Genomic DNA, 24,447 nt, shown 5'->3' on the forward strand with positions numbered 1-24,447 from the left:
CTTGCAATAAATTAAAAACGATTTCCCCTTACTATTTTTGGTCTCCGAAGACATCATTATTATTATAGCAATATCCTGCCGCAAGCCCCACATTGATAGCAATAACTCCTATTGCTAAGGCAGCTGCTGCAAAAGTACACACTGTCACATCACATCCAAACGCTCCACCCCTAACAGTCTTGACTCATTATCAAAAAGACCCAGACACCAAGATGGAGACGGGGAAATTTAAGTATGGACTACTTTTTTCTAAAAGTTAAAAACTTGAGTGAATAAATGATTATTATACTTAAAACCGTTAAAGCCAGTAAGATAAACACAGATTGACCAAAAGGAAAAGGCTTGTTTGGTGAACAAACAGCAACAAGGACTAATAAAATGATTAAATGGATCAAAAAATTTCCTTTTAAAAAATTTTTCATAATAATAATTAAAGCTGTGAACCAGAGATCGCACAGGCAGTCCCTACTACCATTCCTTCAACTATTCCGCTCAGCATAACTCCTTAAAATATACTAGTAATTTTTGATAAATCCATCAATAAAGCCAACAGTTGTACCAAGAGTAACTCCTGTCACTGCACCAATTCCTCCACCAATAGTTGCACATGCTCCAACACTTAGACCACCAGTAGGTATTGATGGTGCAAGGCCTACAGTTCCTCCAATCGCACCACCTATTTCGGCGCCTGCTGCTCCCCAAGTAAAGTCTTTATCAAGTCCTTCAACAGTCCCACCCCAGAGAGCCGAACCTAAACCTTCTCCTTCGGTAGTAGCAAGATATTCATTGTTAGCAATTTCAAAATTGTCAAATGCCATTGAATCTAATGTTAGTGTATTTATTATAAATCTCTTCAATTGTACTAATTAAGCCCTATTAAAATTATTTTTTTGTGAATAAGTATTGTAGCATTATACGAGCATCTTTACCATACCTTAACAACATATACAAGGTGAAAACTAGCCCAATAAGGGAAATAAAAATTTTTATCTTCTCATTTGTTATTGTTTTGCGTAGAAAAAATATAATAACTATAGTACTCGCATACAAACCACACATCACGATAGCATTACTGGGATTTTTCATAATAACTCCTTTAAATCAATCTGTATATCATAGCCATTGAATCTAAAGTTAACGTGTTCATAAGGTTCTCCTTCTTTTAAAATTATGCGGTCATTATAATGCTTAAAATTTGCTTATGCAAGGAGATTTGAAATATTTAATGTGAATAGCAACCTTTTGAAAAAAATCTAAAATTTCTGATAATTATTATCTTTTTCTTCACCTTCTCTTCACTATCTAATCATGCTATAATAATTTCCATGACGAAGAAAAATCTGATTAAGGGAAAGCGCATTGACCAGCTCTTTTCTACCGATGTAAAAATTATCCAAATAAGGAAGTTTTCAGCTACTCTGTCGATAGTGTCTTACTGTCGCGTTTTCCCAAGTTTCCATCTAAAGGACTGATTGTTGAGCTCTGCAGCGGCAACGGCACAGTCGGCCTCTTTGCCTCCACTCAGACTAAAGCTAATATCCTATAAATTGAACTCCAAGAACGGCTGGCTAATATGGGCATGGGCCAGAACGTTTTTTAGAAATCCTTGATACAATGAAAACGTACAAGCTGGCTCCAAAGCGAGTTCAGTTTGTCTACCCTAAGGCCAATAAGGAAGCCAATATGCTCTTGATTGAAGCTATTAAAGACGGCTCCCTAGATGGGATGAAGTTCCTGCCGCCGCTTATTGTCCATAAAGATAACGGTATAGACTTGTTCTTTAATGGTAAATAGAATTTTTGGGATATTTACAATATCTTTACATTTATGTTATAATAATGACATCTATTTTTAGGAGGTTCTAATCGGAACATGAAAAAGAACAAATTAATATTGCTAATTATTGCAGTTATTGTAACTTTAGGTTGCCAGCATTCGCAATTATCTTATTCTGATAATCATCTTTTCAATCTCACAGTAGCTTCTGCAGCAACTACAGATACTAACAAAGCAGAAAAAGCTGTTAAGAACTTAGAAGATCACCAGACTAGACAAAATTTAACAAAGGCTCAGCAAAAAGTTGACACGGTATCAGATGCAAATAAAAAAGAAAAACTTCAGCATCGGGTTAATTTAGTTAAGCAAGCGATTACGATTAAAGAAGCACAAACAGCTGTTAAGTATTTAGAAGATCATCAATCCAGAGATAATATAGCAGATGCTAAAAATGAAACTGACCTCGTTACAGATGAAGGAACTAAAGCGAATTTAATCAATAGAATTAATCTTGTCGAAAATGCTATTGCTGCCAAAGAAGCGCAAACGACTGAAAGTGCAGCATCTTCTCAAGAAGATCGGACTGTTTATGTTACCGGCGGCGGAAAATCACCTGTTTATTGGTACAGCACAGAGCATATGCCTTGGAATACCAATAGGAATAACATTATTGAAATGAAAGAATCTGAGGCTAGAGCCGCAGGAAAACGACATTCTTTAACAGAACCTTAACTGTCTGTAAATAAAAATGTATTCTAATAGAAGTCTGAGTAAACAATACTAGACTTCTATTTTTGTAAGCTTTTATAAATTTTTCTTTATTTGATTAATGAGTTCCTTAGTCATGCGACGTGGACCGCGAATATTGGTGACACCATATTTTTTGAGACGCTCGATGGGAAAATGTCTCATCCTCATATTTTTTCAATAATTCTAGACTCATCTTTTTTCTATCTGAATGCCATCCTTTTGTACCTGCTTCTACTACCCGACAAGCATAGCGCAGGGCACGTGTCGGTGCTGTAATGTAAATAAAGAGATAATCACCTGTTTTAATGCTGGCTTTTTGAGACCAATCAACTATTTGGTGGTCTGCAAATTCGGCATCAATGTCATAATATTTAAGATTAGCTGGAATAATCCAGTAATCAGGCCCATCAGGATTTCCTAAAGCTCTTCCAGCAGTCAGAGCTCTGCTATTGTCCACCAAAGAAAAAAGAAAATTATCAGGAACCTGCTCATCTAAAACAAGAGAAATCCAAGATTTCTTGTTCATATGATAAGAAGGATAAATACCAGAAATGCTGAGTAATTTAGTCATATCAGCAGGATTTACTTTGAGATTGATGATTTCTACCTGCTGTTCCAATTCTTTTTTCTCCCACTCTTCCTTTCCTAAGTCCAACTTACCACGCGCGATAGCCATAATCAGTGCATACCACTTATGATTAACCGGATGACGATAGGAAGAAATAGTTGGATATTTGCTAAAAGGGTGATCATAAACATCGTCATATTTATCTGCAATATATTGGGCCAAACGGTTGGTTTGATTTTTGACAAATGGCCAATCGATAAAACAAGCCTCTGCAATTCGACTTAAAATTTCTGTATAAGCTTGTCGAACCTGACCAACAAAAGTTCCCACTTGTCTTTCGACACGCAAAGCAAGATAATCATCATCTGTATCCCTATCCAGTACTCGACCAGACACCTGTCCAGACTCAGAAATCTTAACTTGAGCTTCAAAATCACCTGCCATAAAACTTTCCTTATAGATATAGTCCTGCCCCATTTTAACAAAACCAAAGGCTAGTAAGGTCTCAAAACGAACGCGTTTTTTCTTAAAAAAGTCAGATTCAAAAGACATAGAAGCTCCTTTCTTATAGCTCCTATTATAGCAAAAAATCAAGCAGCAAAAACCACTTGATTTCTGTTTTAAATTAAAACATGATCTTCAATTACCTTGGAAACACCGTTGTCATTGTTCGATACCGTTTCAATATCTGCTTCATTCTTAACAGCCTGCGGTGCATTGGCCATAGCCACCCCCAAACCTGCTAATTTCAGCATAGGAATATCATTGTAATTATCCCCGATAGTCATCGTTTGGGATAAGGAAATATCATAATATTTTGCAATTTCAAGCAGGGCATTTTCCTTTGATACGGACCGGGAAGTGACTTCTAAATAATTGTCTTTCGAAAGGTAAAAAGAAGCATCCTCAAAATTCACTTGTTTAAGGTAAGTAAAGAATTCTTGAATAGCCTGTGCATTGGCAATTAAGAGAAGTTTGTGAATAGGAATAGAGTCATCTGTTAGCAGGGTATCTAAATTCCTAATATCAGGACTCTCTTTAGTAATATCAGCCTCAATCTGCACCCATTGATCCATCTCTTCAACAATCCAGTCACCACCAGAATAAAAATTAATAGAAATATGCGGAAACTGCTTCTTGATTAAAGCTACTATTTTTTTAACATCAGCTTTACTGAGACCGTGTTCAATTAAGGTGTGATAATGTTCTTTATTTCCCTCAACAATCAGAGCTCCATTGTAACAAGCGATGGGATTGGCTCCTAAATCAAGTTCTTGCGCAATAGGAAACATCCCTTGAGGCGACCGAGCCGAAGCCAAAACAAATGGAATAGATTCTTTTTTTAACTCAGTAATCGTATCACGCAAATGGGAGTCTACCTGATGGTTATTATCTAAAATCGTACCATCAATATCACTCAAAACCAGTTTAATTGTCTTTGCCATAACAAACTCCTTTAAAAAATAATTTCGATACTATCAGACAAGCTTGCCTGTATCCTCTTACTGGGTTTCTTATCTGTAATAAAATAATCAAAGGCATTAATATCAGCCAAGACATAATTAGACTGCTTATCAAACTTGTCTTGTTCAGCCAACAGCACTTTAATCTTAGCATTTTTTAGCACTAGTTTCTTTAAATAAGTATCAGCCTCATCTTCAAAAGAAACCTGTCCTCCTTTAAGACCGGCAGCACCAATAATAGCCACATCAAAATGAATATCTTTCAACAATTCCGCTTCATTTAAAGCATAATAGAAACGATTTTTACGATGAAACTGACCGCCTAGCAAATGAAAGTCAACGGTTTCATGCTGAGCCAAGACCAAAGCATTATCTAAAGAATGCGAATAAACCGTAATGTCCCTATCAATAAGCTGAGCCAGCTTGAGAACAGATGTTGAAACATCAAAAAAATATAACTGCCCTTCAGCAATCAATTGGTAAGCCTTCTGAGCAATCTCATTTTTCTCTTTCATCAAGTTATTAAGACGTTCTTCAAAGGAAAGAATCGTTTGCGATTTCTGCAAAGGTAAAATACCACCATGTGTCCGCAAAACCTGCTTTCTCTCTGTCAAAAGAGCAAAATCACGACGAATCGTATCGCGCGAAACAGCTAACAACTCAATAGCCTCTTTCGAAGATAGTTGTCCTTGCCTATCAAGCAATTCTAAAATTTTTTGCAACCTTTGTTCTTGATACATAACATGCCTCTTTTCATAAATTAATGGTAACATATTTTTTAAGCAATTACAAGTATTTTTAAGTATTTTATGCACAAAAATCTTAAAAAGACTGACAAAACCTTAGATTTCAATACTATTTAAAGACTCTATAATCAAAAACTTCCTTAACAAATAGAACTGACAAGTTCTTTTTCTTCTTAAATATACTAAAAAAGCCAGACGTAATGATCCAGCTTCAAGAATTTATATTATTCTTAAAATCTTACTTAGTTAGAATGATAAACTTAATTTACCTTGTTAATAGCAATATTAAACTTCTTGAATTGGTATTTTTCTATATCTTCCCCTGCCAATAAATTCAATTAGACCTTTGTCCCTTAAAATTTGTAATTGCTGTCTAATTTTAGCTTGAATATTATGATTATCTGGATGCAAATTCTTAAAATAGTTTTCAAAGTTATACATTTCTTTTAAAGAAAAATCCTTTGTTGGTAACCTATCCACACAACTTAAAACATCTAGGATCCATCCACGATTATCCTTAGATTTATCTCTCAAAAATAAAGTCTTTTTAAAATTGGATTGAATTTGTTCCTTATCTAGAATTTCACCTTTTCTTACTAAGTAAATTTTTCCAGCATTTGGAACAGTAGAGATATCAATGTTACAACCAACCCATCCAGCTCTTCTAGCAGTAGATGCTAATGGTTTCTTTTGATAATAATATTAGGTGCAAAAAAGTGTTTAGGAATAATAATAAAATTATTCACTTTCATTTCATTAGAATAATTAAGAAAGAAAAAATTAGGATTATTCTCAGCTTCTAGACGATTTATCATTGTATCGTAAGCTCCATCATTAATGATGTTAGAAAATTTGGCTTTTTACTTTTCAATTCAAATTCTTCTCGACAAGTTTGACAATAAAAATCGGCAACTGGTCGATTATTTTCAAATTCTGATAAATAGTCATTTCCACAATTTAGACAATAAGAATTATGTAATACCCAATTTTCAGTTATAACTCTAATCTTCTGAGAATTACTTCTATAATTCTCAGCAATTTCTGTATCCATTAGCAAATTCACTTTAGCATACTCCTTAGGTTAGTTTCACTTGATTATACTGAAAAGCTTATGAAAGATCAATAAGGATATCTGCTAAATGTAATATTATAAGCTTAACTCCTTAATTTTTCCTACAAAAATTTCCAGATTAGATTTTATTATAAAAATAATTAAATAGAAAGAAAGATAAGATTTACATTTCTGTAATATTAAATTATTTCATAAAATCTTGACGATACGTAATATTCGTAATATAATTGTTACAGAAAAAGAAAAGGAGACTTCTATTACTATGACACCTAAAAAATTAAAAATAGCTCTAACAGTTCTCATCCTTTTGATGCTCGCTTTGTTTTTATTCTTGTTTAACCTTCATTCAGCAAAAGAAAACAGTCCGCAAGAAGGGGTAAAGGTAAGTAAAACAAATGCTAAAAAGTCACAAACAAGCACTTCTTCTGTTATGACAAGTAGTCGAAAAGCTACTGAGCAAACAAGCCAAGCACAGTCTCAGACTCAAAACCAAACTCAATCACAAGCAGAACAAAGTAACCCTAGTGTGATCCTCCCCATTCCGCAAGAATTAGTCGGCACCTACAAGGGGTCAAGTCCACAAGCATCTGAAATAACTTTTACCGTTTCTTCCAATGGTCAATTGCGTGCTCAAGCCAATTTTGAGCCTGCTTCTGATATAAATGACGTTACCGCCACTGTTAGTGGTATTAGAAAAGTCGATACAGATACCTATATTTGGGAATTTGTCTCTGGTAGTTCAGCTGCTCTTTTACCAGGTGTTACAGGTATAGGAGGGCTTGGAAAGATGCAGCCTGGTTTCATCCTAAGAGGGGGACAATTAACACCTATTATGTTTACCGGTCCTGTAGATGGTGAAATTGATTATTCACATCCCAATCCCTATCCAGTGTCATTAAACAAGCAATAAAGAAAAACGAACAATTTACTGTTAAGAGAAAATAAAATACTTTAATGGATTCATGGAAAAATCCATTAAAGTATTTTTAGTCAACTGTGTTTTTTGTACTAAGAACACTTGATTTACCATTGTCAGAACTTATGCGATAATCTTCATAAGAGTTATAGGAGTAACTACCACTACTATTTTTCTTATTATCACCAACATATTCAACAAGCGCAGACCAAGAGAGTTTTTGAATAATGCTTCCTGATGATTTATGTTCAGAACTATAAGAATAATAGAAATCATAGACAACCGTAAATTCAACAGCATAAGTTGTCGGACTTGTCTGTGTTACCTTAGTAACATCTACATCACTAAAGTTAATTGAATCCGCACTACGATTTTTAGCATTGGTCGTATTAGTATCTATAGTATTTTTTACATCTAAATAGAAATTGTTATGATTACCACCTGTAAAAATGTCATCTAAATCATCAGGTGTTGTATGAGAAGAAGCATAGGAATCCAATTTGTAATAGGCTTGTGTAATCAATGAATCTGCAGTATCACGGTCAAGAACCCCCTTAGCATCCAAGGTAATAGTATCACCATCATAGACATCTTCTATCGATTGCACTTCAGATTTTAATGATGCTTTGCCAGAAAACGACTTTTGAACGTAAATTTTTGAAGTATCTGTAACAGCAAGCTTAGACACATTGTATTTGCCATCTTTCAAGGTTCCAATTTTGCGACTACCTACATATAAATCACCGTCTGTTAGATTGCTATTTACTTTGAAACTAAGATATTTAACATTTAAGTTAACCGTTGAATGATTGGTTAGTTTTTCTTCTGATGAAACTTCAACCTTTTGTCCAGATACATTTCCCTTAGCAACAAAATTATAGGTTCCAGGATATAAGCGAGATATTGTTTGACTAAAAGAATTACTATCCGTTTTTGTGACCCTTTTATCATTAATAAATAAATCAAGACCTTTTGTATTAATTGAAATCTTTGCTGAGGCTGGTTTGATAGCTACACGCCAGTCAGGGAAAATGAGAAACTTATTGCCTACTTTTTTCATCTGACTAGCATCAGAGGTAAGCTTATCCATTGTAACTGTTCTGGTTTCTTTAGAATCTCTATAGGTTAATTCCGATTTTTTGATTGGCTTTTCCGTATCGCTCCACACTTCAAATTCTAAAGCTTTATCAAAATTACTATTAGCAACTTTCAAATATCTCTGCGCAACTGCTTCACGAGAAAAATATTGATTTCCATAACTATAACCGACAACAAGTGCTAACAAGCAAACCAGACCAAGTGTGATGAGGATTTTTTTACCTTTTGTGAAAGGTGCTTTAGCTAAATTTGATGTTTTACTAACTGACTCTTTTTCAACCAATTGACTTATTTTAGCTAAATCAAAATCTTGATTTCTACCACTTATAAATTCTTCGGGAGTTGGCTGACGTCCAACAGTTTTTTCAAAGGCTTCTACCCATAATTGCTTAGGTGATTTATCACCTACTTTAGTAGAAACTGGCTTATCTGCAGATTTTATTTCCTCTTTTGAAGAGTCATTCTCTTGCTTTGCTGCTGTAGCAGAATTACCTGAAACTGCTTGTTTAACATCTGCAGATGATTCTTGCAAATCATCTGCTTTATCAACTCCTGCAATTTTTTTAATTTCTTTTAAATCAAAGGAACCCTTCTTTCCTTCAAGAAATTCTTGCGGAGTTGGTTTGCGTCCAATAACTTTTTCAAATAATTCTGTCCATTTTTCTTTACTTGCCATAATTTCATCCTAATCAGTTCTAAAATAATTTTGCTAGAGAGTCTTTGAGGCTATCTAATCCATGTAAAAGATTTGATAGCAGCAATTTATCCATAAAGAAAATAATTAAGATAAAAACAAGAAGTGATATCAATGTAACATAGAAATTATTTAAAGCTCCAATAGAAACCTTTATATTTTTTAAGAAAGCTACCAATAAAATAGCTAAACTAATAATACTTAAAATCGTTAAATAAACACATACTGTTTGAATAGAATGAATGGCTGGAACTTCTTTGATTAAACGAGAAACAGAAGACAAACCTTCAGAGGGACTAGAAGCAACCGTTTCAAATGAAGATGCAATTTGATAGGCATATTTACTTGAAACCACTAATTTATCTGATGTGAAAAAACTGACAACCAAAATTAGAAAATTAATGACTGCTAACAATGGTGTATAAGCAACATATTTTCCTAACAATTCTGTCACATTCTCTTGAGATTTTGAAGCAAATTTGTTAATGAATGCTGGCAAAACAGCCAAAATGGCATAAGCTAGGAAAATAATGAGAGTCACAACAATGACTTTACTAAAACCAAAATTGGTACGAATGGCATCTTCAATCATAGAAAAAGTCTCTGGTTCTTTGAGCTTTAGACTCTCACCACTGACTGTCATATTAATAATAGAAGTAAAGATTCTATTGACATAATTAACCAGACCAGCTGCCAAAAGAACGGCAGCAAGAAAGAGTGTGATTAAACCATAAATAAATTGACTATTTGAAGACTCAGCAACAGGTTGCTTCAAACCTTCCAAAAACCAACTTAAATAATTTTTTCCCTTTTCTTTTAACTGTTCTACCTGCTGCTTAGAGTTAGCAGTGTTATTTGAATGAGCAAGGGGCGTTTGTTCTTTAGGATAAGCAATCGGCTCAGTCTCAACTGATGAAGCTTCTTTTTCTTCTACAACTTCAGCAACTGTGTCGTCACTACTGCTTTCTTCAAAAGAAACGTCTGTAGTAGCGCCATCTTGAAATTCTCCTGTGGCTAAAGCCTCTGCAATCTCTTTAGCAGATGGCTCACGACCATTAATGGCTTCAAAATAATCCAACCAATCCTCTTTATTCATTTCAATCTCCTTCTTTGAATATTAAAAATATTACAAAATAAATTATAGCATGGGAACCTTACTCTGACAAGGCTATTAAAAAAGCCAACCCACTTAATGGATTGACTTATTAGTATTAATTCTATTATTTTGCTTCAATAAGACCCAAATTACCATCTTCACGACGATAGAGAACATTTGTTGTATTATCGTTAGCATCTGTGTAGATGAAGAAATCGTGACCTAAAAGATCCATTTGTAAACGAGCTTCTTCGATGTCCATAGGTTTTAAAGTGATGTTTTTGGTTCTGACAACCTTTATAGCTGGAGCCTCTTCCATCTCTTCTGCTTCAAATTCAGCCGTAAAGACATGTGCCGCTGGTTTCTTTTCACGATGTTTCTTAGCAATTTTAGTTTTATTTTTACGGATCTGACGTTCAATCTTATCAACAACTAAATCAATAGAGCCATACATATCTTGTGAAACATCCTCTGCACGAAGAGTAACGGGAGCAAGAGGAATAGTAACTTCAACTTTGGCTGTTTTCTCACGATATACTTTCAGATTGATACGTGCATCCAACTCTTGTTCAGCATTGAAATACTTTTCAATCTTCTTGAGTTTAGACTCAACATAGTTACGGATTGCATCTGTTACCTCGATGTTTTCACCACGAATACTATATTTAATCATAAGATACCTCTTTTCTCGCGCTTAAGCGCTTTCTTCATTACTATTATATCGCTTTCATGAAAATTTGCAAGTTTTTTATTACCTTGCTAAAGAAAAGGACTCTATTGTTTTCACACCATTTTCACGCAATAATTGACTGGCCAATTGAATTGTCATACCCGTTGTATAGATATCATCAACTAGCATCACTTTATCAGGTAATTCTTTATGTTTCCTTAAATAAAAGTTTTGTTGAGTCTTTAGGCGTTCTTGACGTGTTTTGCTTGATTGTTTTACACTACCATCTTCTTTGCCTAATAAATCATGATAAGGCAATTTTGCCTCATCTAAAAAAGCTTGCACTTGATTAAAACCACGATTTTCTAAACTTGAAGAGCTAAGTGGAATGGGAACCAGAGTATAATTAGTATACTCTCTTAAGGCTTCTTTAATAGGTTTTATAAAGACCTTTCTTAAAAGATAATCCCCTTGAAATTTGTAGGCACTGAAATAATCCTTCATAGCTTGATTGTAACAAAAGAGAGCCTTGTGATGAACCTCCTTTTTGAGATTTTGCCATTTGTGGCAATCTTGACAGATATCTCCTTCTCCCTCCTTATAACAATTTGGGCAATGCTTTTCAGATATGAATTGAAATTTCGAAAAGCAAGGTTGGCAAATAGAATCTCCTGAAGCTTTCAAGAAGAAAATAGAATAAAAATAAGACTTACTCTCAAAAGGCAAGTGACAAATGAGACAATTCATGTAAAACCTCCTTTTTTGTTCATAGCCTTGATTTCCATAATAGCTTTTTTCATGGCTCTATTCATCCCATTATGAAAGAAAAGTAATTTCCCATCTGGTCTATCGGCAGAGCGACCTACACGACCAGCAATCTGTACCAGAGAACTTTTGGTAAACAGATAGTGATTACTCACCATGACAAAAACATCTACACAAGGAAAGGTTACTCCTCTCTCCAAAATCGTTGTTGAAACCAAAATTTGTGTTTTTCCTTTTCTAAAATTTTCGACTTTTTCTAAACGATCTATTGTCAAGCTGGAAACAAAATCAATTTTCTCATTTGGAAAATAAGTTTGCAGTGACTTAGCAAAGGTTAAACCATCTTCAATATTTGGAAAAAAGATTAGAAGAGGGAATTGACTCTGTCTTTGAATTGTTATTTGCTGCAAAAAAGAGCGTGGTAATTTGCCTTTTTGTAATTTTTCAAGAGATAAATTTAACCAAATAGGCTGGGGAATAACTAAGGGATTGGCATGAAATCGTCTGACTAAGTGCAGTTTTTTAAGTCGCCCTTGTTTGACCTGTTTATCTAATTGGTCAGTTGAAGTTGCGGTCAAAAATACTTTGACACCATCTGATTTCAGACAATGATCTACAGCATAATAGAGCACCTTATTGTCAACAAAGGGAAAGGCATCTACTTCATCAATAATTAACAAATCAAAAGCTTGGTAAAATTTCAGAAGTTGATGTGTGGTTGCAATCACTAATGGACTGCGTTCATAAGCTTCTGATTCCCCATGTAAAAGACTGATAGGACAAGAAAAGTCACGACTTAAACGTTTATACAATTCGATGCAGACATCAATGCGGGGACTAGCAAGTGCAACCACACCTCCTTGATTGAGAATACTAGCCAGAGTTTCATAAATCATCTCCGTTTTGCCTGCACCTGTTACGGCATGAATAAGCATATTTTCCTTATGGCAAACACCTTTCTTTAGACCATCAGAAACTTCCTTCTGAAAAGGGGTTAATTCCCCTTGCCACCTTAAGACCTGACCCTTTAGAAAAGGCTTTTGCTCAAAATAATAAAGGCTGTCCCTACTAGTAAGACGTCCAAAAACAAGACAAGCTCGACAATAGATAGAACCATCCGGTAGAGTATTGTCAAGATTGTTCTGGCTGCCACAACGATTACAGATAAAGTAATACGGCTTTTTTATCATAGCTGGTAAAGTTTTAGCTTGCTTTTTCAAATCGCTGTTCATTTGATTTTCGGTCAAGAGGCGACCATAATAGTTTTCTAAATTCTCCATCACCTTTATTATTCGTAAACAAATAAGAAGAATTAACTTGCAGCTTTTCAAAAAAATGTGTACACTTTTCCTATGACCTATCGAACAATCGCCAAAAACGGCAGTACTGAAGAAACCATTAAAAAATCACGATTTATTTGTCAGGCAAAAAGAATCACTAATGAAGCAGAAGGACGTGCTTTTATTACTCAAATCAAAAAAGAGCATTACAAGGCTCGCCATTCATGCTCAGCTATGATTATTGGTGAAAACAGCTATATCAAACGCTCCAGTGACGATGGTGAGCCCAGTGGAACTGCAGGCATCCCTATGCTAAGTGTCCTCGAAAAAAATCAATTGACAAACCTTGTCCTTGTTGTGACACGTTATTTTGGTGGTATCAAATTAGGAACAGGCGGACTGATTCGAGCTTATTCGGGCGGAGTTGCCAATACACTCAAAGCTTTAGGAATCGTCGAAGTCAAAAAGCAGACAGGTTTGCGGTTGGAATTAACCTATCCACAATATCAGACCTTTGCTAATTTCTTGAAAGAACATCAACTGCAAGAACATGATCTCGATTTTTCAGTGAATGTCAGCACCACTATTTATGTGGATAAGAAAGATATTGAAACCACCCTTGACCAGCTCACTGAGTTTTATCAAGGAAAATTTAAAAGTCATGTCGTTGGCAGCCAGATCATTGAAGTTCCTGTGATATGATTTTTTTATCACGGCGATAAAGAATTTATATTTTACAAAGCCCATTTTTCAGCTTATACTGGAGATATATTTAATTTGTGAGGTATCATCATGGTAAAAATTTATAACAACATTACTGAATTGATTGGCAATACGCCTATTGTAAAACTTAATAATGTTGTTCCCGAAGATGCAGCTGATGTTTATGTTAAACTTGAGGCTTTCAACCCTGGTTCATCCGTTAAAGATCGTATTGCTTTAAGCATGATTGAAGACGCTGAAAAACGTGGTCTCATCAAACCTGGAGATACTATTGTCGAACCAACGAGTGGTAATACGGGTATTGGACTTTCATGGGTCGGTGCTGCCAAAGGCTACAATGTCATCATTACAATGCCTGAAACAATGAGCGTTGAACGTCGTAAAATTATACAAGCTTATGGTGCTAAACTTGTCTTGACACCAGGAAGTGCTGGTACTAAGGGTGCCATTGATAAAGCTCACGAGATCGCTAAAGAAGTTGGTGGTTGGGTGCCTCTTCAATTTGACAATCCAGCCAATCCCAAAATTCACGAATTGACAACAGGCCCTGAAATTTTGGAAGCATTTGGTTCACATGGACTTGATGCTGTCGTTGCTGGTATTGGCACTGGTGGTACGATTACTGGGATTTCACATGTCCTAAAAAAAGACAATCCTGATATTAAAATCTATGGATTGGAAGCTGATGAATCTGCTGTTTTGTCAGGCGACAAACCGGGGCCCCATAAAATCCAAGGTATCTCAACAGGTTTTATCCCAGCTGCATTAGATACTCATTCTTATGACGAAGTGATCCGTGTTAAATCTGATGATGCTTTGGCTACTGGTCGCTACTTCGGCGGTAAGGAAGGATTCCTACTTGGTATTTCCGCTTCTGCTGCAGTGTGGGCTGCGCTTGAAGTCGCTAAAAACTCGGCAAAGGTAAAAAGTCTTGGCTATTGCACCGGATAATGGTGAACGTTATCTTTCAACCGCACTTTATGAATTTGACTAAGAAGCCTATAACATTTATGTCGTATTGACTTTCAAAGTTGAACAGAAAGAAAAGCAACACAAAAGAGTGTCATTTATCAACTCCCTTTACTGTGAACAGCGAAGAACAAAACTTCGTTAAAACACAAGAAAGGGAGCTTTCTTATATCCAAAAACTCGAAATTAGTCTACCTCAAATGTTTTCCAACATAAAAATAACCTGACTCCTCTTGCATTTAGAAATCAGGTTATTCTCTCAAACTTTTATTATATCACTATCTGCTTGTCAGAAAGTTATTTCATTTAATCTTTTCTTTTTCGTCTTCAGTGCCAGTGCCATTGATTGGTAAATATTTCGTTTATTATTTTAATGATCTAGTGTACTGATCTACTGCTAAGAGTGCATTGGCAACATCGCTTGCCTTAATTGTAAACGGCATTTGATGAATCGTCTCACCTTCAATTGTAGCCTGTTGACCAACCTTTAGAAGTTCACAATAGTCAGCATCTCCCAAATGCATTTCTTCTAAAGTCGTTGGCATGCCAATCGCTCTATAAAAATGAATATACTTGTCAATTTCTTCTTTTGGACGATTTTCAAGAAAGAGTTGCGCTAAGGTTCCATAAGTAACTTTTTGACCATGTGTCAGATGATGAATAGCTCCTTCTAAAGCTGTAAAACCATTATGAATAGCATGAGCTGCAGCTAAACCTGCACTTTCAAACCCCAAACCGCTCAATAAAGTATTGGCCTCTACAACATTTTCAAGTGCTTTTGTCACTACTTTTGCTTCACAAGCTGCTAATGCTTGTAGGCCATCTGCAAATAAAGTACGCTCACAGGCTTTAGCAATAGCAAGGCTAGCTAAAGTTTGCCCTGCACCAGTCATTGTTTGCCCATTTTTTTGAAGCACAGCTCTTGCTTCTACCCAAGTAGCAAGTCCATCTGCAATTCCCGAAGCCAATAGAATGGCTGGAGATTTACTGATGACTTCAGTATCTACTAAAACAAGATCTGGATTTTTTGAATAGAAAATGTATTTTTCAAAAGTACCTTGGTCAGTATAGATAACGGATAAGGCTGATGTGGGAGCATCTGTCGAAGCAACTGTAGGAGCAATAATAACAGGTATCTCTAATAAATCAGCAATGGCTTTGGCACTGTCAATCGTCTTTCCCCCACCAAGACCAATAATTAAATCATTTCCTTTTTCTTTAGCTATAGCAACAACGCGATCAATTTCGTTTATTGAAGCTTCACCATTAAAGGCTATACGATCTACTATCAATCCTTCTTGGTTAAGATAAGTTTCGAAACGTTTACCAACAATATCATAAACGACATTGTCTGTTAAAAGGATAGGATGAGAGCCTAAATTAATAATAGCTTTTGCATTTTCAAATAAAGCTTTTTCACCCTGAATATAACGTGATGGGCTGGCAAAAATTTTCATCATGAAACCTCCTTCTAAAGTAAAGTTCTTCTATTTTTTAAATATAAGGACGCCCTTGTGTGCTTTCCCAATCTGCTGCAAAATCAGCTACTGCTTTTTGGATGGATGAATTAGCAAAACCAGCAGCAAAAATATCTGCACCAACCGTGACAGCTTGGGCACCTGCTGCTAAAGCCTTAGTAACCTGAGTAACATTTTTAAAGCTTGCTGCCAAAATTTTTGTAGAAGCTTGTTGATGCTCAATAGCCTGAGCAAGCTGATCAATCACCTCAACTGGGTCTGTATTAAGATTTTCCATACGATTATAGTAAGGAGCAAGATAATCAGCACCAGCTTCAATGGCTAAAAGACCTTGAAAGACTGTATAGATAGCTGTAGCAGTGATTTGAAAGCCTTCTTTTTTTAGTTGCTTCATCGCTGTCAAACCAGCTGGAGAGACAGGTACTTTAACATAGAGATTGCCGCCAAGTTCAACTCGAAGTTTACGGGCATCTTTGATAATCCCTTCCACATCTGCTGCAACCACCTGTGCATGAATACTTGGTTCTTCACCAATAATGGCACGAACCTTCTTCACTTGCTCAAAAAAATCAATTTCCCCTTCTTTTTTAGCAATTGATGGGTTAGAAGTTACCCCAGCTAATGGTAGGATGGCTGCCCATTTTTCAATGTCTGCTAAATTGAGTGTGTCAAGCATAAATTCCATTTTCTTTTCCTCTTTTTCTTAAAGTGCGTGTTCTGTACGAGCGATAATATCGTTTTGAGTTGCCTTAGAAAGAACATTGAAGAAGGCTGAGTAGCCCGCAACACGAACAATTAAATCACGATGTTTCTCAGGGTGCTTTTGAGCATCAATCAGAGTTTCACGAGAGACAACATTGTATTGGATATGATAGCCATGAAGACGATTGAAGAAAGCTCGAAGGAGGGCAATCAGTTTTTGCTTATCTTCTTCTTTTGATAAGGTTTGGGGATTTACTTTTTGATTGAGAAGGACACCTCCAACAATTTCAGCAGTCGGTAATTTAGATACTGATTTGAGTACCGAAGTTGGACCGTTTTTATCCATATTATGAGATGGTGAACAACCTTCTGCAAGCGGTGTTCCTGCATGACGACCATCTGGAGTTGCTAGTGTTCCACGTCCCTGACCGACATTAGCTGAAATGGAGGACGTTCCTGAATAACGAATACCACCGATTGGACCACGACCATAGCGTGTATTTGGATATTTAGCAATTTCATCAACATAAACATCATAACAATCACGTACCAATTGGTCAGCATAATCATTGTCATTGCCGTACTTAGGAGCGTCATTAATCAGCATCTGGCGAATTTCCTCGCCACGTTCACCGGCATAGTCCGATTGCAGAGCTTCCCAAAGTTCAGCGGTTGTTAAGCGTTTTTCTTCAAAAACTAATTTCTTGACAGCCGCAAGAGAATCTGAAAGGTTAGCAATCCCAACCTGAAGTCCAGAAATGTAGTCGTAAACTGCACCGCCTTCTTTTAAATGTTTGCCACGACCAATACAATCATCCGTCAAGGCAGAACAAAGAATATCTGGAACTTCCCGTTCCAAACTGAGGTCAATAGCATTTTCGACAATAACACTCATACGCGTCAAATAGCGTAGCGTCTTATCCCATGCAGACTTGAGGTCTTCGTAAGATGTCATGTCAACAAAATGCCCAAATTCAGGAGCAAAGCGTTTGCCAGAGGCTGGGTCAATACCGTTGTTCATGGTAATGAGCAATACTTTAGGAAAATTCATATAACTCATACCCGTACAACGATAGCCCCATTTGCCGGGAACAGCTGTTTCAACACAGCCGATTGCTGAGTAATCGTAAGCGTCTTCTTCTGCCACCCCCTTAGCGATGAATGATGGAATAATAATTTCATCATTGTTAAAGGCCGGCATCCCAAAACCAAGTTTCATGACTTCAATCGCTTCATTCATAAAATCAGGGTTGAGACCAGCATGATAGCGAACCGTCAAGTTTGGCTGTGGTAAATGTGCCTGCGCAACAGATTTCAAAACAAGGAAAGACAAAGGATTAACCGCATCTTTCTTATTGCGCGTCTGACCTCCAACAGTGACATTTTGATAAAGCGGTGAGCCAGCAGATGAAAAAGTATGCGCTTGACTGCGAACTTTGTTGATGGTAAGCGTCTTAATCCATAAATTAGTCAGACGCTCAACAATGGAATCTTCTGTTTCACGACCTACTTCTAAATCCGTTTTTACATATGGATACATGTACTGATCAAAACGGCCGTAAGAAAGGGAATGACCGTTTGATTCAATTTGCAGAATACATTGAATAAACCAAACCGATTGTACAGCTTCTGCAAAGGTGCGTGCTGGATAATAAGGTACCCGTTCACAGATGGCTGCAATCTCCAATAATTCTTTCCGACGCTTGGCAGTTGCAGTTTCTGCCATCTCTTTAGCTAAAACTACAAAACGTTGAGCATAAGTTTTGACTGCGTCAATTGTCACTAAAATAGAGTCATAAAAATGATATTTATCAATACTGGCTGGGTCTGTTAAGTCAAGATCAGCCTTAGCTTTATGTGTCCGTTCTTCAAAACCAACAAGTCCTAATTCCAGCAACTTTTGATAATTGACTGCTAAATGAGCATCACCAGAATTCATCTTGCCTTCCATACCAAAGAATCCTGTTTCCATATAGACCTGTACTTCATCTGGAAGCATGGCACCTGCGCGAGCACGCAAGTTATTATTTTCCCAGAAAGGGGCAATGTCACGAATTTGCTTTTTGGTTTCTTCTGTGATGTAGAAAACATCACCGTCACGCTTTTCAAAGAGATCTAATTCATTCAAAACAAATTCGAGTGTGTATTCCGGAAAAATTGGCGCATCTTTATCACTAGACGCTTGATTCCCAACAATCATGGTTTCATCATCAATATAGAGTGACATTTTTTCTAAAATGTTTTTAAGCATGTAAGCCCGCTTAAGAACATTTGGTTTTTCTTGATGTTCTTTATAGGCTTCTGTAGCAAGTATGGCACGTTCGGCATCAATATAAGGCTTTTTTTCAAGTACCTTATCACGATAAGTGTACATGCGTTCCGTCAAATAACCAAAGTGTTTTTGAGAACTCTTTTGGACATCATTTGTGTACTTTTGAGTTAAAAGCTGAATCACCATTTTCCTTCTCCTTTTATGTTCGTAATTTATTTTTTTTCTTTCGAAACCATAGTAACACCAATCTTAATAAAATGCAACCATTTTTCATAAAAAGTAGCCTGTATTTAAAGAAAAAGACCAGTTTTTACAAACAAAATGAACTGCACTCCAAAAGTTAGACAGAAAAAATCTAACTTTTGGGGTGTTTTTATTATGAAATTGACTTATGAGGATAAAGTTCTCATCTATGAACTGAGAAACCAAGGGTATAGCTTAGAGCAGCTTTCAAATAAATTTGGGATAAAAATTTCTAATCTTAGCTACATGATTAAATTGATTGATCATTACGGAATAGAGATCGTCAAAAAAAGAAAGAATCGTTACTATTCTCCTGAACTAAAACAAGAAATCATTGATAAAGTTCTTCTTGAAGGTCGTTCACAAATAAGGGTATCTCTAGATTATGCTCTTCCAAGTCATGGAATGTTGCCTAATTGGATAGCACAATACAAGAAAAATAGGTATACTATTGTTGATAAAACAAGAGGGAGACCACCTAAAATGGGACGTAAGCCAAAGAAGAAATCGGAAGAAATGACAGAGCTAGAGCGACTTCAGAAAGAATTAGAATATCTGAGAGCGGAGAATGCTGTTCTAAAAAAGTTGAGAGAACTCCGATTGAGGGAAGAAAAAGAGCAAGAAGAAAAACGGAAATTGTCCGAGGATTGGTAACGGAGTTTTCTTTAGACATTCTTCTAAAGATTATTAAGCTCGCTCGTTCAACCTATTATTACCACTTAAAGCAGCTAGATAAAAGCAATAAAGATCATGCTATTAAAGCTGAAATTCAAGCTATTTTTACTGAGCACAAAGGAAATTATGGTTATCGTCGAATGACTCTTGAATTGAGAAATCGTGGCTTCTTGGTAAATCATAAAAAGGTTCAACGTCTAATGAAAGTTCTTGGTTTGGAGGCTCGTATTCGTCGCAAACGGAAGTATTCTTCCTACCAAGGAGAGGTGGGCAAAAAAGCAGACAACCTTATTCAACGCCAGTTTGAAGCATCAAAACCAATGGAAAAGTGCTACACAGATGTGACAGAATTTGCCATTCCAGCAAGCGGTCAAAAGCTCTATTTGTCACCAGTTTTAGATGGTTTCAACAGTGAAATTATTGCTTATAACCTTTCTACGTCACCGAACTTGATACAAGTGAAAGCTATGATAGAACAGGCTTTCACAGAGAAACATTACACAAATACTATTCTTCATAGTGACCAGGGCTGGCAATACCAGCATGAATTTTATCATCAATTTTTAGAGAACAAGGGGATTCAGCCGTTCATGTCACGTAAAGGAAACAGCCCAGATAATGGCATGATGGAATCTTTTTTTGGCATTTTGAAATCCGAAATGTTTTACGGTTATGAGAAGACATTTAAGTCACTTAAGCAATTGGAACAAGCTATTGTAGACTATATTGATTATTACAACAACAAACGTATTAAGGTAAAACTAAAAGGACTTAGTCCTGTACAGTACAGAACGAAATCCTTTACTTAAATTTTTTGTCTAACTTTTTGGGGTCAGTACAAAAATACTGATCCAATTTTACCTTTTATTAAGAATTTACAGTCAATATCATAAAGACATGTCACCTTACGAATAAACGTTTTTTCTTGTTATTCTCAGCCGTCTCATATCATGCTTTAATTGACCAATTTTAGATTAATATGATTAGCTATTAAATGCTCTTGTCTTGCTTCTGAGATGGCAGAATCTGTTATGACTTGAGAAACTTGATTCAAAGTAAATTGATTGACCAAACTACGCTTAGCAAATTTGCTTGAATCCGTTAAAACAATTAGTTCATCAGCCGATTCAGTCATATATTGAACAACTTCACATCGCATCATGTCTTTTCCCATAAACCCTAACTTATCATCAAAGCCGTCTGTCCCTACAAACAGCTTTTCAACATGAAACAACTTAATCATTTCTTTTAGCAAGGGGCCAACAGTTACTTCGGAATTAGGTTGGTAATTACCTCCAAGCAAAATCACTTGACAAGAATCATACTTTCGAATGTAAGTTGCAATGAAGCAAGAATTGGTAATAATTTTGACATTGCGTCTATTTTGACAAATAGCTTCCGCTAATAAAGCACAGGTTGAACCTGATTCAATCATAATGGTTTCATTGTCACGCACCATTTCAACTGCCTTTGCAGCAATACGCTTTTTGATATTATAGTTATAAGAAAGCCTGACATTTAAGTCATCACCGCTATTTAACACTGCATAACCGTGCTCGCGATGCAGCAATCCTTTGCTTTCCAATTTATCTAAATCTTTACGAATCGTAACTTTTGATACACCTAATTTTTGAGATAAGGTATTAACATCTATTTTTTTTTCTTGAGAAACTAAGTTAATAATCTCATCTAAACGCTTCATAACAATCACCTCTGAATTCATTTTAACAGATAAAGTATTAAAAATAAAGTTACATTCGTAATTGATATTATTTCGTTTTTGTGATAAGCTGATTATAAATTGAGAAAAGAAAGGCAAAAATATGACGAGTGAGAAAGGAATTATTTTCAATATTCAACATTTTTCCATCCATGATGGCCCCGGTATTCGCACAACTGTTTTTTTAAAGGGTTGTCCTCTACACTGCCCTTGGTGCTCTAATCCTGAATCTCAAAAATATCAACCCGAACAAATGCTGGATGCCGAAACGAAATTACCAATGATTATGGGGGAAGAAAAAACAGTGGAGGAAATCATATCAGAAGTTAAAAAGGATATTGATTTCTATGAAGAATCCGGAGGCGGTCTCACGCTGTCTGGTGGTGAAATTTTTGCCCAATTTGAATTTGCCAAGGCCATTCTCAAATGTGCCAAAGAAGAAGGACTCCACACAACCATTGAAACAACAGCTTTTGTCGATCATGAAAAATTTATCGATTTGATTCAATATGTTGATTTTATTTACACCGATTTGAAACATTACAATACCATTCAACATCGCAAAGTAACTGGTGTCAATAATAATCTTATTATCCAAAACATTCATTATGCCTTTACGCACAAAAAACAATCGTTTTAAGAATCCCTGTCATACCTGATTTTAATAATTCCTTGGATGATGCTGAACACTTTGCAAAACTTTTTAATGCTATTCAGGTAGATAAAGTCCAATTGCTTCCTTTTCATCAATTTGGAGAAAATAAATACAAGCTCCTCAATCGGAAATATGAAATGTCTGGCTATACAGCTCTTCACCCGGAAGACCTCTATGATTACCAATCTGTTTTTCTAGAACATGGCATTGACTGTTATTTTTAAAAAACATAAAATAAAAAACTGCAATTTTAAGTTGGACAGAAGAATCCAAAACTTAAGAAGGCAGTTTCTTTTATTACTCTTTTAACGAACACTTAATCTTTAGTTTGATTATCACTCTCATCTTGATCCCTTTTCAAATAATCAAGATTTTCTTCAACCCAGGTTGGTAAATGTTCTTCTAAAGGTTTAAAGCCAATATTTAAACGATTATTGGAAAAACGATGGCGATGTTGGTAATGATGCTTTTCTTCTTCCAAAGTTCGCAAAGAAAGGCTAGCTTTTTGACTGTATTCATCATAATCAACGACTTGAACGAGCACTTCTTGACCAACCGATAATGTCTGATAAATGTTGTCAATATAACCCGTTTTGATTTCTGAGATATGAATGAGACCAATTGAGTTATTCTCTAATTGGACAAAGGCACCGTAAGGCTTGATTCCTGAGATTTTTCCTTTTAGCTTATCCCCTATTTTCATCATCAATCACCTCGATGCTCTCAATCACAACATCACCTATCGGTTTGTCAGCAGCTCCTGTATCAACTTTAGCAATATCATCTAAAGTCTCATAAGAAGCTTGATCAATTAGTTGACCAAAAACGGTATGACGGCGGTCAAGATGCGGTGTCCCTCCGTTTTCGGCATAAGCTGCTGCAATTTCTTTAGGCCAACCGCCACGTTCTAATTCTTCGGCACTGTATGGAAGATTCTGATTTTGAACAATGAAAAATTGACTGCCATTGGTATTTGGACCGGCATTGGCCATAGAAAGTGCACCTCGAAGATTGTAAAGTTCCTCTGAAAATTCATCTTCAAAACGCTCACCATATATGGATTCGCCACCCATACCAGTACCAGTTGGATCGCCACCTTGAATCATGAAATCTTTAATAACACGGTGGAAAATCACATCATCATAGTAGCCATCCTTAGCTAAAGCAACAAAGTTGGCTACTGTTTTTGGTGCCTGTTTAGGGAATAATTTCACCTTTAAATCACCATGATTCGTTTTGATAAGAGCCACAGGGGCATCATTATTAGTCACATCTAATTGTGGAAATTGTAATTTTTTTTCTACCAAACCTAATTCCTCCAAGGCATACAAAATGCCATCTTCTTCTACATTTTTTGTAATAAAATCAGCTTTTTCTTTTAAATCACCATGACCATTGCCCATAGCAACTTTGAGGCCAACATAATCAAATATTTCCATATCATTTGGTCCATCACCAAAGAAAAGAACATTTTCTGGTTTTAAATGGACTTTTTTTAGAACATGAGCAAGTCCTGACGCTTTGGAAATACCATTCTTAATAACATCTGAAGAGTTTTCATGCCAACGTACCAAACGAACATGTTCTTTCAATTCATCTGAAAGTTGTAGGCTATCACCAATATCTTCGAAAGTCCACATATGATAAACTTCATGATTTTTATAAAAATCGGGTTCAACAGGACAAAAACCATAAACAGGGACTAGAGCCTTATCAACCAACTCGGTTCGTTTTGAAACAACAGCTTTGTCTTTACCAGCAAAACCATACTCAATACCAATTTCTTGGCACCAAGCAACATATTTTTCAATAATATCTTTAGGAATTGGATCATTAGATAATTCTTCACCTTTATGATTAATCACATAGGAACCATTAATGGTGACAAAAAAATCTGGATTTAATTGACGAATTTCTGGAACAACACCGTAAGGTGCCCTCCCTGAAGCAATACCAGTTAAAATATCCTTTTCTTGCAAGCTTTTAAAAACCTTTTTGATTGAATCAGGCATATAACCTGTATCTTTGATGCGTAAGGTATCATCAATATCAAAAAAGACAGCTTTTATTTTTTGGCTTTGTATTTTGTTCTAAGATCCATTGTTCTCCTTTTGTG

The 24,447-nt window shown here is 35.9% G+C and carries 17 protein-coding genes and 8 pseudogenes; 7 read left to right on the forward strand and 18 right to left on the reverse strand.

Annotation, left to right across the window (positions count from 1 at the left end):
* Nucleotides 1-31: 31 nt before the first annotated feature.
* The 3 genes and pseudogenes from SRT_RS11420 to SRT_RS07805 all read right to left on the reverse strand — a co-directional run.
* A pseudogene (locus tag SRT_RS11420) lies at nt 32-133 on the reverse strand (bacteriocin-type signal sequence); the annotation flags it as partial.
* Between the two features lie 511 nt (nt 134-644).
* Nucleotides 645-842 (reverse strand): annotated as a pseudogene (locus tag SRT_RS11390) (hypothetical protein); the annotation flags it as partial.
* A gap of 40 nt (nt 843-882) precedes the next feature.
* The gene (locus SRT_RS07805) at nt 883-1,086 is read right to left on the reverse strand and encodes a hypothetical protein (protein WP_128833677.1); all 204 of its coding nucleotides are present in this window, start codon (nt 1,084-1,086) and stop codon (nt 883-885) included.
* 239 nt (nt 1,087-1,325) lie between these two features.
* Here SRT_RS07805 and SRT_RS07810 point away from each other — a divergent pair.
* Both SRT_RS07810 and SRT_RS07815 read left to right on the forward strand, forming a co-directional pair.
* Nucleotides 1,326-1,767, forward strand: a pseudogene (locus SRT_RS07810) (hypothetical protein); the annotation flags it as partial.
* 105 nt (nt 1,768-1,872) lie between these two features.
* Nucleotides 1,873-2,508, forward strand: a complete 636-nt coding sequence (locus tag SRT_RS07815) for a hypothetical protein (RefSeq protein ID WP_128833678.1) — start codon at nt 1,873-1,875, stop codon at nt 2,506-2,508.
* Between the two features lie 72 nt (nt 2,509-2,580).
* Here SRT_RS07815 and SRT_RS07820 read toward each other — a convergent pair.
* The 4 genes and pseudogenes from SRT_RS07820 to SRT_RS07835 form a co-directional block, all read right to left on the reverse strand.
* A pseudogene (locus SRT_RS07820) lies at nt 2,581-3,646 on the reverse strand (MmcQ/YjbR family DNA-binding protein).
* Between the two features lie 68 nt (nt 3,647-3,714).
* Complete coding sequence (gene sppA / locus SRT_RS07825) at nt 3,715-4,539, reverse strand: fructose-phosphate phosphohydrolase SppA (protein WP_128833679.1); 825 nt, start codon at nt 4,537-4,539, stop codon at nt 3,715-3,717.
* Between the two features lie 11 nt (nt 4,540-4,550).
* Nucleotides 4,551-5,297 carry a sugar-phosphate phosphatase transcriptional regulator SppR gene (gene sppR / locus SRT_RS07830; RefSeq protein WP_128833680.1) on the reverse strand — a complete coding sequence of 249 codons (747 nt, stop codon included), beginning with the start codon at nt 5,295-5,297 and terminating at the stop codon, nt 4,551-4,553.
* A 291-nt stretch (nt 5,298-5,588) separates the two neighbouring features.
* Nucleotides 5,589-6,366: pseudogene (locus tag SRT_RS07835) on the reverse strand (DpnI domain-containing protein).
* Nucleotides 6,367-6,637: 271 nt separating this feature from the next.
* On the opposite strand from SRT_RS07835, the gene SRT_RS07840 reads away from it, so the two are divergent.
* Nucleotides 6,638-7,285: a hypothetical protein gene (locus SRT_RS07840; protein ID WP_128833681.1), complete on the forward strand. Its 648-nt coding sequence runs from the start codon at nt 6,638-6,640 to the stop codon at nt 7,283-7,285.
* Between the two features lie 76 nt (nt 7,286-7,361).
* Here SRT_RS07840 and SRT_RS07845 read toward each other — a convergent pair whose 3' ends face one another.
* From SRT_RS07845 to SRT_RS07865, 5 genes are all read right to left on the reverse strand, one after another.
* On the reverse strand, nt 7,362-9,065 hold the full coding sequence (locus tag SRT_RS07845; protein ID WP_128833682.1) for a zinc ribbon domain-containing protein: 1,704 nt from the start codon (nt 9,063-9,065) through the stop codon (nt 7,362-7,364).
* Between the two features lie 19 nt (nt 9,066-9,084).
* Nucleotides 9,085-10,179 (reverse strand): hypothetical protein, encoded by a 1,095-nt coding sequence (locus tag SRT_RS07850; protein ID WP_128833683.1) that lies wholly within the window; start codon nt 10,177-10,179, stop codon nt 9,085-9,087.
* 124 nt (nt 10,180-10,303) lie between these two features.
* The gene (hpf, locus tag SRT_RS07855) at nt 10,304-10,852 is read right to left on the reverse strand and encodes a ribosome hibernation-promoting factor, HPF/YfiA family (protein WP_002263024.1); all 549 of its coding nucleotides are present in this window, start codon (nt 10,850-10,852) and stop codon (nt 10,304-10,306) included.
* A gap of 78 nt (nt 10,853-10,930) precedes the next feature.
* Nucleotides 10,931-11,596 (reverse strand): ComFC family protein, encoded by a 666-nt coding sequence (locus SRT_RS07860; RefSeq protein ID WP_128833684.1) that lies wholly within the window; start codon nt 11,594-11,596, stop codon nt 10,931-10,933.
* Nucleotides 11,593-12,894, reverse strand: a complete 1,302-nt coding sequence (locus SRT_RS07865; RefSeq protein ID WP_128833685.1) for an ATP-dependent helicase ComFA — start codon at nt 12,892-12,894, stop codon at nt 11,593-11,595. Before SRT_RS07865 ends, SRT_RS07860 begins: the two co-directional genes overlap by 4 nt.
* A gap of 72 nt (nt 12,895-12,966) precedes the next feature.
* Between SRT_RS07865 and SRT_RS07870 the strand changes: the two genes are divergently transcribed.
* Nucleotides 12,967-13,596 (forward strand): YigZ family protein, encoded by a 630-nt coding sequence (locus SRT_RS07870; RefSeq protein WP_128833686.1) that lies wholly within the window; start codon nt 12,967-12,969, stop codon nt 13,594-13,596.
* 90 nt (nt 13,597-13,686) lie between these two features.
* Nucleotides 13,687-14,611, forward strand: a pseudogene (cysK, locus tag SRT_RS07875) (cysteine synthase A).
* 340 nt (nt 14,612-14,951) lie between these two features.
* Here the strand turns inward: cysK and SRT_RS07880 are convergent.
* Genes SRT_RS07880 through SRT_RS07890 form a run of 3 tightly spaced genes read right to left on the reverse strand, consistent with a single transcriptional unit; the run spans nt 14,952 to nt 19,224 of the window.
* Complete coding sequence (locus SRT_RS07880) at nt 14,952-16,043, reverse strand: glycerol dehydrogenase (RefSeq protein ID WP_161940071.1); 1,092 nt, start codon at nt 16,041-16,043, stop codon at nt 14,952-14,954.
* A 37-nt stretch (nt 16,044-16,080) separates the two neighbouring features.
* Complete coding sequence (locus SRT_RS07885) at nt 16,081-16,749, reverse strand: fructose-6-phosphate aldolase (RefSeq protein ID WP_128833688.1); 669 nt, start codon at nt 16,747-16,749, stop codon at nt 16,081-16,083.
* 18 nt (nt 16,750-16,767) lie between these two features.
* Nucleotides 16,768-19,224 carry a glycyl radical protein gene (locus SRT_RS07890; RefSeq protein ID WP_128833689.1) on the reverse strand — a complete coding sequence of 819 codons (2,457 nt, stop codon included), beginning with the start codon at nt 19,222-19,224 and terminating at the stop codon, nt 16,768-16,770.
* 192 nt (nt 19,225-19,416) lie between these two features.
* On the opposite strand from SRT_RS07890, the gene SRT_RS07895 reads away from it, so the two are divergent.
* Nucleotides 19,417-20,765, forward strand: a protein-coding gene (locus tag SRT_RS07895; protein ID WP_128834060.1) for an IS3-like element ISSmu1 family transposase whose coding sequence is annotated in 2 segments (ribosomal slippage) — nt 19,417-19,858 and nt 19,858-20,765 — 1,350 coding nt in all. Because the reading frame shifts where the segments join, the coding sequence is not laid out codon by codon here.
* A 146-nt stretch (nt 20,766-20,911) separates the two neighbouring features.
* On the opposite strand, the gene SRT_RS07900 is transcribed toward SRT_RS07895, so the two are convergent.
* On the reverse strand, nt 20,912-21,658 hold the full coding sequence (locus SRT_RS07900; protein ID WP_128833690.1) for a DeoR/GlpR family DNA-binding transcription regulator: 747 nt from the start codon (nt 21,656-21,658) through the stop codon (nt 20,912-20,914).
* Between the two features lie 121 nt (nt 21,659-21,779).
* Here SRT_RS07900 and SRT_RS07905 point away from each other — a divergent pair.
* Nucleotides 21,780-22,555, forward strand: a pseudogene (locus tag SRT_RS07905) (glycyl-radical enzyme activating protein).
* A gap of 92 nt (nt 22,556-22,647) precedes the next feature.
* Here the strand turns inward: SRT_RS07905 and SRT_RS07910 are convergent.
* Both SRT_RS07910 and SRT_RS11195 read right to left on the reverse strand, forming a co-directional pair.
* Nucleotides 22,648-23,034 carry a S1 RNA-binding domain-containing protein gene (locus SRT_RS07910; RefSeq protein WP_161940072.1) on the reverse strand — a complete coding sequence of 129 codons (387 nt, stop codon included), beginning with the start codon at nt 23,032-23,034 and terminating at the stop codon, nt 22,648-22,650.
* Nucleotides 23,018-24,432 (reverse strand): annotated as a pseudogene (locus SRT_RS11195) (Cof-type HAD-IIB family hydrolase). Before SRT_RS11195 ends, SRT_RS07910 begins: the two are co-directional and overlap by 17 nt.
* Nucleotides 24,433-24,447: the final 15 nt, after the last annotated feature.

Origin of the sequence: Streptococcus troglodytae, from assembly GCF_002355215.1 — a bacterium.
In the GTDB taxonomy this organism is placed as follows: domain Bacteria; phylum Bacillota; class Bacilli; order Lactobacillales; family Streptococcaceae; genus Streptococcus; species Streptococcus troglodytae.